We start from the raw sequence: 11,696 nt of genomic DNA, 5'->3' as shown, positions 1-11,696 counted from the left end.
GCTCACAGAACGACATGGCTACGATCCGACTTCAATGAAAATCCGGCTAAAACCTCAATAGTTTTCTTCATTTCCATGCCTGCGGCCGATGCGCCTGCCGGAACAAAACTGTAATACAAAATAATGAATAAACCGCCCAAGCCAAAAATGGCCAGTCCGGCTACGCCAAAACCCATTACCGTGCCGCCGGTAAAGGAAACTTTTAGTGCCTGTGGTAAGCTGGTTCTCGCGGCCTGTGTGGTTCTAACATTGGCTTTGGTGGCAATTCGCATACCCAGGTAACCTGCAAAAGCAGAAAATACAGCCCCAATTAAAAAGGCAATGGCAATAACCGGACTGGAATGAATGGGATTGTCGACCGTGCCTTCCATCGTACCCGACCAGGCGAGTAATACACCTGCCACGATTACAAAATAAGTGAGCACCTTCCACTCAGCTTTTAAGAATGCCATGGCGCCATCGGCAATATGGCCGGCAAGTTCAGTCATGGTGGCATCACCCGCAGGCTGCTTGGTTACCCAGGCACTTTGAATGGCCATCACCAGAATTCCTACCAGCCCGAAAACTGGTATCAAATAGATTAAATTGTTTTGTAAAAATTCCATAGTTAAATATTTGGTTGTTAGGTGAAAAGGCAGATAAAATGCTGCTTATACTAATATAAATCTTTTTTTAATATCTTCGTCGACCTCAACCAATATCCTCAAACCAAAAAACACTAAATGGAAAAAGAAACGCATGACCAGTCTTTTAAAAGGGAACTAGGTTTACTCGATGGCACCATGCTGGTAGTCGGCTCTATGATTGGCTCCGGAATTTTTATTGTCAGTGCCGATATCACCCGCCATGTGGGGGCTGCCGGATGGCTAATTTTAATATGGGTACTTACCGGAATAATTACAGTGATTGCTGCAGTAAGTTATGGCGAATTAAGTGCCATGTTCCCTAAAGCAGGCGGACAATATGTTTACCTGAAAGAGGCCTATAATAAGTTAATCGCTTTTTTATATGGCTGGAGCTTTTTTGCAGTCATCCAAACCGGTACGATAGCCGCGGTGGGGGTTGCCTTTTCCAAATTTGCAGCCTACCTGTACGAACCTTTTAGCGACGAGAACATTTTATACAGTGTAGGTTCCTTTAACCTGAATGCGGCACAGCTGGTTTCCATTGTTACCATTGTGATGCTTACCTACCTGAACAGCAGGGGTGTAAAAAACAGTAAAGTTTTACAAACTGTGCTCACCATCATTAAAATACTTTCCTTATTCGGATTGATCATTTTCGGTTTTACCCATGGCGCAAGTGCCGAGGTATGGGAAGCCAACTGGGCCGATGCCTGGAACACCCGTGCTTTTGATTCCGAAACCAATAACTGGGTAAGCATCGGCGGTACGGCCTTGCTTTCGGGGATTGCTGCAGCAATGGTGGGCTCCTTATTTTCGAGCGATGCCTGGAACGGAGTTACCTTTATTGCCGGCGAAATTAAAAACCCGAAAAGAAATGTGGGGCTTAGCCTTTTCCTTGGGACCTTTATTGTAAGTGTTATTTATATTCTTGCCAATGTGATGTACGTGGCCGTAATGCCGCTGGATGAAATTGCTTTTGCAAAATCTGACCGGGTGGCTGTGGTTGGTGCAGGTTATATTTTCGGTTCCATGGGCACAATAATTATTGCCGTGATGATCATGATATCCACTTTTGCCTGTAACAATGGGTTGATTATGGCAGGTGCCCGTGTGTATTACACGATGGCAAATGACGGTTTGTTTTTCAAAAAAGCAGCCTTGCTTAACAAAGCAAGCGTTCCGGCATGGGCTTTATGGTTCCAGTGTATCTGGGCGTCGGCTTTGTGCCTTACCGGTAAATATGGCGATTTACTCGACTACGTGATGATCATTGTGATCATCTTCTACATCCTGACCATCTATGGGATTTTTATTCTTCGCCGTAAAATGCCTGATGCCGACCGCCCATATAAAGCTTTTGGTTACCCGGTATTGCCATTTTTATACATTATTGTGGCAGGTGCCATTTGCATTTCCCTGTTAATTACTAAAACCAGTACCTGTGGCTGGGGCGTGGTGATTATGCTGGCCGGTATTCCGGTTTATTACCTGACTAAACCTAAGAAGCAGGATACCCTGCCAGCGGAATAAATTTTTTTGCGGTTTGCCTTTGTTTCTAAAGGCAGCTCATCCAAGCGTTTTTAGTAGCTATCATATAGCCTGTGTCACCTTGCGTGGTCACAGGCTTTTTTATGGGATAGAATTGGGGTAATTCGGTATAACAGTGGCTATTGTTTTTACCTCGTTCAGAATGCTGAAATGAGGCACACTGGAGCTATCGGGAGTGTAATCCTCGTTAAGGTGTTGAGTCGCCGTTGCCAGGGGGTTGCGTCGTCTGTGGCCGAAGCGAGGGCGACGCAAGGGCGACGAGAGGGCGAAGCAACCCCCTAGAGACGGCCCAACAATTGACGGCTCTTGTATAGGTTTTTTTAGGAATAATGTATGGGGTCAGTCGTGCTTGCGGATGGTGAGTTTTTATTACCGGTGTAGGGATACATAGAAAAAAGTTTCTGAGGAGTTTATACCTGATTTTAGTTAGAGAATTCAAGACGTAAAATAAGTTAACCACAGCCATTTAGTTCGATGATCTTAAATACGGTTTCCCATAATTGGGAGTGGAGAATTCTATTTATCTTAGAAGATTTGTTTAATGAAATTTTAATAAAATGTTTATGCGCATTAATCATAATTTTAGGGACTAACAATTTGCTGTAACAGCAATTAGTAGAATGAAATTTTGCGTTTAATAAAGAATAACAACATACATGTCTAAAACTACGATTAAAGCCGATATCGATTTTGAGAAAGAACTCTGGGATGCCGCTAATGAATTAAGAGGTGCCGTTTCTAAAAGGAGTTGAAAGGGAAGGTTCCATTGTCTGAGCTGGACAGTTTGTTGAGGGATGTGCTTGAACAAGCGGAGGGCCAGTATAAGGATTGGCCGATGATGGGGTAAATAGTTTAATTGACAAGTATAGACGACTGAAATTCATATATAATAGATTTTATCTGTAAAGGAATATGAGGTATTGATATGATTGAAGAAATTTTTGATGAGTTAAAGAAAGGTGATGTCCAGGAGACTAAGTATCATTTTGTAGTATTTGGTTTAGTTCTCGTGAAAAATGAAATCTTTGGTCCAGTTGACGTGGAAGAATGTTACAGTTTCTATCAATTTGAAAGAGTAATCTTAAAACTGGAAGGTTCCATTGGTGATAAACTAAGAGTTTATATTATATCTTATCGTAATGATTTGTATGCGTTCGACACGAAGCACTGGAAAAAAATTCTTTTAATCTGTTCTCTTGGTGTTAACGATTTGGAGTTTGAATTTGAGCTATTGAACAGAATTTCTACGTTTGTTTCTTATAAGAAAAACGCAGATAGTGATCAATACTCACTTGATATGTTAATAAAAATGCTGTAGCTGGTAAAATTGTTTTGCTTTTCCCTTACCTAATCTATGGTAAGGGAAAACAGCAATGTGATTATAGTTTTGTGGGTAAATCGCTGGTGTGTGGCTTACGCATAGCTTTAAGAGTTCTCTTTAAATGTAATTCCAGCTAAGCCAACAATAGCCGATATGTTACGCCTTTCTTTCAGGTCGTTGATGTCAACAGAAAGTTTCGACTGTATAGCCAATTTGGTGAACAGCTTAAGAAAACCTGAAAGTATTAGTTTGGTTTTCAGTAGCTTCTACGAATAGATAAAATGAATTATGTGTGCTGAGCTTTAAATTTCTTTATTTGTGGAGGGTTAATTTCGAACTTAATCTTTTCTTCCATCAAATCATATCCTCTTTGCATCCTTAGCCAAAAATCCGCATTTCCGCCAAAGGCCTTTTCAATCCGAAGTGCAATATTCGGCGTAATTGATCCTTTGCCATTGGCTATTTTAGATAAAGTAATCCTCGACACACCCAACACCTCGGCTGCCCCCCCAATGCTTAAGTCGTTTGCTTCAATAATATCTTCTTTTAAAATTATACCCGGATGGATATTTGTTTCTTTTGCTCTTTCCATGTTAAAGCGTTAATGAGTATCTAAATAATCTAAATCAAAGGCATTGCCATCTTCAAATCTAAAAATAATGCGCCAGTTACCCGATACATCTAATGACCAAAAGCTCTTCATGTCTCCTCTCAGGGGATGTGGACGTAAATGCTTGAACGTTTCAAGATCTTGCGGTACCTTTTCCAAATAATGGATAATATTAAGTATTTTCTTTATCCTATGTACATGTTCGGATTGTAATTTACTTGCATCCCCTTTTGTCCAGAACAGTTTTAATCCCTTATGGCTTATGGATCTAATCATACTTCTAATACGCTCTTTGCATATTGTAAATATACAATATGCACAGATAAATTTCAAATCAGATAGCTTAATTCTTATAAGCTCACTTACAATATGACATACTCTATCACAAAAGGAAGAAGATTCAAAAAAAAGAATACATCTAGACCCCTGATAACCTGGGTGTTTTCCTGTTAAAGTAGCGCAGTATGACCTATCCGGATAGCACGTTATGAACTAAGGACCACAATATTTAATCTTTTTCCCTGGTAAAAGGCACAAAACGAACGGGTGCAAGTTCTCTTGTGGTTACCTTTCCGTTTTTTTTGGTAACGAGTATCAGCGTCTGCACAGTGGATGGTGAGCCGATGGGAATGACCATCCTTCCGCCATCTTTTAATTGTTTAAGTAGCGGTGGTGGAATTTTTTCGGCGGCTGCCGTAACGATAATGCCATCAAAAGGGGCCTTCGACGCAAGCCCCTGGTAGCCATCGCCAATAATCACTTTTACATTCTGGTAACCCAGTTTAGACAATAGACTTTTCGCTCTTTCGCCCAAAGCTTTTACAATTTCGATGGTGTATACGGTATCCACAATTTCTGCGAGCACAGCCGCCTGGTAGCCAGATCCGGCGCCCACTTCCAATATTCGGTCACCTTCCTTAGGTTGCAATAACTGTGTCATATAGGCAACCATATAAGGCTGCGAAATGGTCTGTTCGTGTCCAATTACCATGGGATGGTCATCATAAGCATTGGACCGAAGATGAGTAGGTACAAACAGGTGCCGCGGTACCTTACGCATAGCCCTGAGGGTAGCCTTATGGTAAATGCCGCGGTTTTCAATCTGGTTATGCACCATGCTGTGCCGTAGTTTTTCATGGTGTTGTGAATAACCCGGTTTGCACATCAACATGACCAGCAATATGGATAATAGCGGTTTCATCAGCATTTCGCTTAGTGGAGCAATGAAATAACAGTTAGTTACCTATTAAGTTCTGGTGATGAGTAATTTACAGAAAATTATCTACAATAACCTGCTAATTTTGCTGGTCCAGATCGCTTTATATTCCGCTTTAAATTCATCGCTCAGGTAAGAATTGTCAATCAACTTGTAAACGCTTTGTGTCAGGTCTTCCTTGTCTTTGGAGTTAACCAGGTTTCCATTGTGTAAGTCGTAAGCAGGGGATAAGTTTATTTCTTCATTCCGGTGATTACAGAGAAGTTCTTCATATGCATATCATTGTTGATCATGTTGATGCCAGAAGAAAAGAAATAGGTTTAGACAGCATGCACTACCAATTAAGTGCCTGGGGAATTAAATGGAGATGGAAGGCCATAAAAAAGAGACGGGGATCCAGTATTGAAACCAGAACCCCGTCATCTAAATTAACGCTCTCGTATATAAGACGACCGATATCGGATAATATTGTATGGGCCTTAAAAAAAATATTAATTTTTTTAGGAAGCGAGTTTCAAGTAGGCGTATTTCCGTTGCAACAAGGCCAAGGAACCAAATAAAACAGCAACATAAAATAGATCGCCGCTAAGCGTTCCTTGTAAGAACGGAATGCCCATGACATAACATTGCATTAAGCCCGCCATATTTTGTGGATAGACAGGATTGCCCAACCACACCCCGAAATTGGTGACCAGAAAAAATATAGCAGTGGCCATTAAGCTACCACCCACCATGCGCTTTAAATTTACTTCCTTTAAGATCAATAAAGCGATCACTATGATGAGCAGGTAAGTTCCATATTGCCAGTAAAAGCCATCATAGAACCAGGTGAATTCGGGATAAAAAGCACCATATATCACATTGTTGATAAACAAATCACTTAACCAGGCTGCGGCAAGTGGGATAAGAAAGACTTGCCATTTTTGCTTTAAATGTGCAGCACCGAATAAACAGATTGCCCCAAGGGGAGAGAAATTAGGCATATGGGGGATAATTCTGGAAAATGCGGCCAATAAAATGAGTAAGGTAATTACGCTGGTTCGTAAGGTTATTTTGTTTGTTGTTGTCATCATAAAAGTGATTTTAATTGGTTGAGTTGTTTGTTTTCATGGATTTCTAATTGCACCACTGCGCCATAATCCAGCTTAATGCGAAAAGAGTTTGCTAAAGGAAGGTCCAGTGCCCAGCTGATGATACTCCGGATATTACCGGCATGGGTAACAATGGCCGCGTTTTCCTGCTTTTGCAGCAGCAGCTCCTCTATAAATTCTATGGTTCGATGATATAAAGCGGTGTAACTTTCGCCACCTGGCACCTGTTCGTTTACAAAATCGTCCATCCAGTGCTGGAGCCTTTCAGGTGGTAAGTCTTTCCAGTTTTTAAGTTCCCAATCGCCGAAATTAAGTTCCATGAGCCTTTTGTCGGTGGTAACGAATGGCGACAATGCCTGCGCAAGGGTTAAGCAACGTTGAAGGGGACTGCTATAAATAGTGCGTGTACAAACAGGTGCTTTAACGCAGATGGCCCTATATTCACTTTCAAAAAGTTCAGGATGAAGAGCCAGGTCGGCCTGCCCGTAACAGACCCCTTTTTTTACCAGGGGGCTCGTATGCCGGATTAAATAAATCTCCATATCGCTAACGCATGTAATAAGATAACCACAAAACTGATTTGTTGTACGGCGCCTAAACAATCGCCGGTATAACCGCCGATCCATTTTTGAAAGTAAGCGGCCAGGTACCTTTTAGAAAGGTAAACAGGTATGCAAACACCCAACATCAACCAGGATGGCATGAGCAGAAATACGGGTACTACCCATATGGCGCTGATGACAAAATCTGTGAGCGATAGTTTTTTTGCCAGGGGTTTCACCTTACTTGTTGCATCTTCACGGGCGTATTCATGGCTGCGCATGACGGTGATGGCGGTAAAACGACTGCCCACATGGGCCAGCAATAATGAATGGATGCAAAACCAGAGATCTAAACGCAAAAGGGCGATGAGGGTGAAGGTTTTTAACGCAAATAAAAGGAGAATTCCCACCACGCCATAAGTACCTAACCGACTGTCTTTCATGATGAGCAGGATTTTTTCGGTTGTCCAGCCACCACCAAAGCCATCACATACATCGGCGAAACCGTCTTCATGAAAGGCGCCGGTAAGCAATACACTTGCCCCTAAGGCGAGCGTAACGACAACAGCGGGCGGAAAAACGAGGGATCCGGCATAAATAATAATGGAGGCAAGGGTACCGACAATCCATCCCATCAATGGGAAATACCGGCTTGCTTTATTCAGGTATTCTTCCGAATGGTCTACCCAGGAAGGGCAGGGTATACGGGTATAAAACATTAATGCAGTAAAGAATACCTGTATTTCGTTTTTCATAGGTTTTGTGGTGTTAGCTGTGAAATGCCTGCTGATTCAAAACTGGCCATTTCTTTAAGAAAGCGAACTGCACTTTCAATGAGCGGATAGGCCATGGCACATCCGGTGCCTTCTCCTACCCGCATGGACAAATAAAGGAGCGGGTCAGCCTTCAGGTATTCAAGTAATATTTTGTGACCGTGTTCGTCGCTTTGATGGCAGAAAATTGTATTAAGACTTATGTTTGGATCGATGCTGACTGCACAGAGATAGGCTACACTGGCAATAAACCCATCCACCATGATTATCATGTGGTGTTCATACGCTTTGAGCATGGCCGAACACATCTGTGCAATCTCAAATCCCCCGAAGCAGCGCAATGCATCCAGGGCATTTGTTGGAGCAGCATGGTTGTTTTTGGCCTGGGTGAGCGTATTTAACTTACTTTTCAGTTGGTCTTCATTCAGGCCGGTGCCTTTTCCAACGCAGGTAACAAGCGGAAGTCCGGTAAGGCAGCTCATCAGCAAACTTGCCGATGAGGTATTACCAATGCCCATTTCTCCAATTCCTATGATATTGCAGCCCTTTTCAGCCTGCTGATCTACCATTGCTGCGCCCTGTTTAAAGCAATATTGCAACTGTTCGCCGGTCATGGCCTCCTCATGCAGGAAGTTTCGGGTACCCATGCCAGCTTTGGCATGAATCAACTGATCCTGCGGTCCGAAATTAAAATTCACGCCGGCATCAATTACCTGCAGGGTAATGCCATGCTGTCTGCAAAATACATTGATGGCTGCGCCTCCCTTTAAAAAATTTAATACCATCTGTACGGTAACTGCTGAGGGATATGCGCTAACGCCAATGGCGGCAATGCCATGATCGGCAGCAAACGTGAGAATGGCAGGATGATGCAGCTGAGGGGTAAGGCTGTTTTGAGCGAGGCCAATTTGTAAAGCCAACAATTCCAGCCTGCCTAGCGCAGCCAGCGGTTTTGTTTTAAGATCGATCTTTTCCTGAAGTTGTTGTGTAAGCGTTGTCATTAGTAATTGTTATTTGTTAATGAACACCACTTTGTTAGGGTTAATGCCCACGTTGATGGAGTATTTTTTCTTTCCTGTGTCATCGAAGCAGAATACTTCGCCGCCTGTCGTGTAGTTTTTAGCGTCAGTAACAAACACTTCACCTGTTAAGTCGTCAATGGCTACGCCATAAGTTGTGGTGATTTTAGTGCCGTCACTAATGAAATTCTCTGTTTCAATTTTTTCGGTTTTTACATTGAAGACTTTTAACTTACCGCCTGATGCCGGAATATAAGCCAGGTCGCCACTAATCACCATAGTGCCCCCGGTAAATTCGACCTGTGTTTTTACTTCATCCGTTTTACTGTCAATTGTAGCCAAGCTCGATTTCACTTCTGCATAGTTACCTGTAGATAACACATAAACATCACCATACTGGTCTGCAGCCAATGCTCTTGGGTTTTCAACTACAGTGATTTTCTTTATCTCTTTAAGTGTATTCAGGTCAATAACTGATACGGTATTGTCGTAGTCGGGGTAATCAAGGCCTCCAGAATTGGCGACATAAAGTTTGCCATTTGATATGGCCATCTGCTCGGGGTTTCTGCCAACTTTAATGTATTGCTCTATGGCCAGTGATGCGGTATCCAGCACGGCAACAGTGCCGTCGAAATTTGATACAAAGGCTTTGTTCTTGTTAAAAATAATGTAACGTGGTTGTCTTGCGGCACCATTGTTTTTCAGGTCAATTTTCTTGATCGATTCGCCTGTTTGAGGGTTTACAACTTCTAGTGTGCTGGATCCATTGACTACAATGTACATTTTGGAACCATGTACTTTGATATCATTTCCCGTATCGCCCAAACCACGATTGTTTACAGCCATAAATCTGTCTGTAGTGAGTTGTTTGTCGGCATAATTGTAATAAGCGAGTGATGTGTTATTTGCATTAAATAAGCCTTCGCATAATACATAAAGGCCTTTTCGTTCGGCAGTTGGCTGCTCGGGCTCAGTAATTGAGCGATCGTTTTTCTTGCAGGATGCGAAAATACTTACTGCCAGAAATATACCCAGGAGGTAATGTTGTTTTAATTGTTTCATGTTGTTTTTATAATTAAATGGTGATTTGAAAAGAAAGTCTGTAGGAGCGTCCCGGCATGGGGAAACTCCTGATGAAAGCATAGTTTTTGTTGAAAAGGTTATTGATTTCGAGCGACAGGTTAATTGGGCGTCTGGCAGCCATCATTTGGTAGCTGAAGGACGTATCGCTGACACTAAATCCGGGTACATGATATGCGGGTATATTCTCACTCAGGTAGTATCGGGAGGAAGAAAAGATGTGGTTGTAATATATACTCAGCGGACCTTTTTTAATGCCCATGTTTATGGCCAGGGTGTGTTCTGGGGTATAAGGGATTTGGTTGAGGTAATAGGTGGAGCTGGGATTGGTTACGTCAATTGCTTTTTGGAAAGTGTAGTTCCCTGCCAGGGTAAAGATGAATTCTCGGGTTAAGGAGATGGCGGTTTTTAAGGATAGGTCGAGTCCCCGGATGTCTACGTTCCCCAGATTCATCATGGTCCAGGTGAACAGATCCTTGTTAGGGATGGCGATAATCTTATCGTTCACCTCGTTATAATAGGCATCGGCAGTAAGCGTAAGGAATTGAACAGGGCGTGTGTAAGTTTTGCTATAGGTGATACCCAGGTTATATTGTTTTGTGTATTCAGGGTTCAAATCCCTTTTTCCGATACGTGTATAATACAAGTCGTTAAAGGTGGGGTTTCGGAAGATATCTTTATAAAAAGCACGGATTTGTAAACCGGAGGCTTCTAATAGCTCATAGCTGGCCGATAAAGACGGCGACCAGATGGATTTTGAAGGTGCGGGGCTGCCTACTTCCACCAGTTCGTTGATGGTGGTGTTAAGCAGGTTAGCCTGGATATGAAGTTTGCCGACTTTATACTGTGCCGCCATAGCAGTTAAAAAGGTAAGCCTGCTGGGGAAAGCATAATTATAAAGGTTGGTGTTTAACCTATTGTAGGCCACATCACTCGCCATTGAAAAGGCCAGGGTATTGCTTGCCTGGTACGACAGGGCAATGGATTCATACAGTTCGATCTGTTTAAAAGTTTGTTCGAGCAAACCGGCAATATTCAGGTAATCGGGATCCAGGTAGCGGACGTAATTGTTGGAAAACTTACCATTCAACAATAGGCGCAAGCCATTGTCATAATGTTGTGTATAGTTGCTTTGTAGCAGAAGATCACGGTTCCATAGGTGCTGGTTGGCGTAGGGGTTGTAGAAAACCACGGCACCAGGCAGCCCCCGGTTGGAAGTGGCGTAATTAACCCTAAACTGGAAGCGGTTGCTGTCGGCACCATTCCAGTAAACGGCAGCGTCACTTTGCAAAACGTCGACATCCGCGTTATGGCGTATGGCGAGTGTATCTGAGCCATCGCCATCAACCTGATAGAGGTAACGGCCATGGGCTTTTTGCCAGGTATTGCTGAAGTTTAAGGTCCAGCGATTGCTTAGTTTTTGCTGGTAAAGCAGCGAAGGGTGTATTATACCAAAGGATCCTGTTTTGAAACCCAGGTTCAGGCGGTAGTTTTTATCTGGTGTAAACTGTGGGCTAAGACTTTTAATCACGAGCATGCTTGCAGAAGCGAATGCCCGGGCGGGTTGCAGCAGGTCGTCTGCTTGTCCGTTATACAGGGTGATGGAAGCTACATTGTCGAGATTGATTTTTCCGAGGTCAATTTGACCGTTCTGCGCATCAGTAACCTGCACGCCGTCAAGCTGTACACCGGTATGGTTGGCACCGAGGCTGCGGACGGACACTGTTTTTAGTCCGCCAATACCGCCGTAATCTTTGATGTTTACCCCAGAGAAATTTCTAATGGCATCGGCTACATTATAAGCGCCATTACGTTTAAAGTCACTGGCTTGAATACGTTGTGAAGGAAGCAGGGATTGAACGGGAGGTGC

At 42.9% G+C, this 11,696-nt stretch carries 12 protein-coding genes; 2 read left to right on the top strand and 10 right to left on the bottom strand.

The window, feature by feature from the left end:
- Nucleotides 1-2: 2 nt before the first annotated feature.
- On the bottom strand, nucleotides 3-605 hold the full coding sequence (locus tag ACR2F3_RS13820; RefSeq protein ID WP_432710566.1) for a sodium/proton-translocating pyrophosphatase: 603 nt from the start codon (nucleotides 603-605) through the stop codon (nucleotides 3-5).
- A gap of 117 nt (nucleotides 606-722) precedes the next feature.
- Here ACR2F3_RS13820 and ACR2F3_RS13815 point away from each other — a divergent pair, with 117 nt between their 5' ends.
- The gene (locus ACR2F3_RS13815; RefSeq protein ID WP_432710565.1) at nucleotides 723-2,156 is read left to right on the top strand and encodes an APC family permease; all 1,434 of its coding nucleotides are present in this window, start codon (nucleotides 723-725) and stop codon (nucleotides 2,154-2,156) included.
- A gap of 943 nt (nucleotides 2,157-3,099) precedes the next feature.
- Nucleotides 3,100-3,492, top strand: a complete 393-nt coding sequence (locus ACR2F3_RS13810) for a hypothetical protein (protein ID WP_432710564.1) — start codon at nucleotides 3,100-3,102, stop codon at nucleotides 3,490-3,492.
- Nucleotides 3,493-3,781: 289 nt separating this feature from the next.
- Here the strand turns inward: ACR2F3_RS13810 and ACR2F3_RS13805 are convergent, their stop codons facing one another.
- The 9 genes from ACR2F3_RS13805 to ACR2F3_RS13765 all read right to left on the bottom strand — a co-directional run.
- Complete coding sequence (locus ACR2F3_RS13805; protein ID WP_432710563.1) at nucleotides 3,782-4,087, bottom strand: HigA family addiction module antitoxin; 306 nt, start codon at nucleotides 4,085-4,087, stop codon at nucleotides 3,782-3,784.
- Nucleotides 4,088-4,096: 9 nt separating this feature from the next.
- The gene (locus ACR2F3_RS13800; protein ID WP_432710562.1) at nucleotides 4,097-4,381 is read right to left on the bottom strand and encodes a type II toxin-antitoxin system RelE/ParE family toxin; all 285 of its coding nucleotides are present in this window, start codon (nucleotides 4,379-4,381) and stop codon (nucleotides 4,097-4,099) included.
- Between the two features lie 232 nt (nucleotides 4,382-4,613).
- Nucleotides 4,614-5,306, bottom strand: a complete 693-nt coding sequence (locus ACR2F3_RS13795; RefSeq protein ID WP_432710561.1) for a protein-L-isoaspartate(D-aspartate) O-methyltransferase — start codon at nucleotides 5,304-5,306, stop codon at nucleotides 4,614-4,616.
- A gap of 515 nt (nucleotides 5,307-5,821) precedes the next feature.
- Nucleotides 5,822-6,394 carry a DUF6580 family putative transport protein gene (locus ACR2F3_RS13790; RefSeq protein WP_432710560.1) on the bottom strand — a complete coding sequence of 191 codons (573 nt, stop codon included), beginning with the start codon at nucleotides 6,392-6,394 and terminating at the stop codon, nucleotides 5,822-5,824.
- Nucleotides 6,391-6,954: an alpha-ribazole phosphatase family protein gene (gene cobC, locus ACR2F3_RS13785; protein WP_432710559.1), complete on the bottom strand. Its 564-nt coding sequence runs from the start codon at nucleotides 6,952-6,954 to the stop codon at nucleotides 6,391-6,393. The genes ACR2F3_RS13790 and cobC overlap by 4 nt, the downstream gene beginning before the upstream one ends.
- Entirely contained in the window at nucleotides 6,939-7,709 is a 771-nt protein-coding gene (locus tag ACR2F3_RS13780; RefSeq protein ID WP_432710558.1) for an adenosylcobinamide-GDP ribazoletransferase, read from the bottom strand. Before ACR2F3_RS13780 ends, cobC begins: the two co-directional genes overlap by 16 nt.
- Nucleotides 7,706-8,728: a nicotinate-nucleotide--dimethylbenzimidazole phosphoribosyltransferase gene (cobT, locus tag ACR2F3_RS13775; RefSeq protein ID WP_432710557.1), complete on the bottom strand. Its 1,023-nt coding sequence runs from the start codon at nucleotides 8,726-8,728 to the stop codon at nucleotides 7,706-7,708. Before cobT ends, ACR2F3_RS13780 begins: the two co-directional genes overlap by 4 nt.
- A 9-nt stretch (nucleotides 8,729-8,737) precedes the next feature.
- Nucleotides 8,738-9,808, bottom strand: a complete 1,071-nt coding sequence (locus tag ACR2F3_RS13770; protein WP_432710556.1) for a DUF5074 domain-containing protein — start codon at nucleotides 9,806-9,808, stop codon at nucleotides 8,738-8,740.
- Nucleotides 9,809-9,821: 13 nt separating this feature from the next.
- A partial coding sequence (locus ACR2F3_RS13765) for a TonB-dependent receptor plug domain-containing protein (RefSeq protein ID WP_432710555.1) occupies nucleotides 9,822-11,696 on the bottom strand: 1,875 nt, incomplete at its 5' end.

Origin of the sequence: Pedobacter sp., assembly GCF_045627485.1 — a bacterium.
Lineage (GTDB): Bacteria > Bacteroidota > Bacteroidia > Sphingobacteriales > Sphingobacteriaceae > Pedobacter.
Note: the sequence above shows the minus strand (reverse complement) of the source record. Positions and strands in the feature narration are given on the sequence as shown.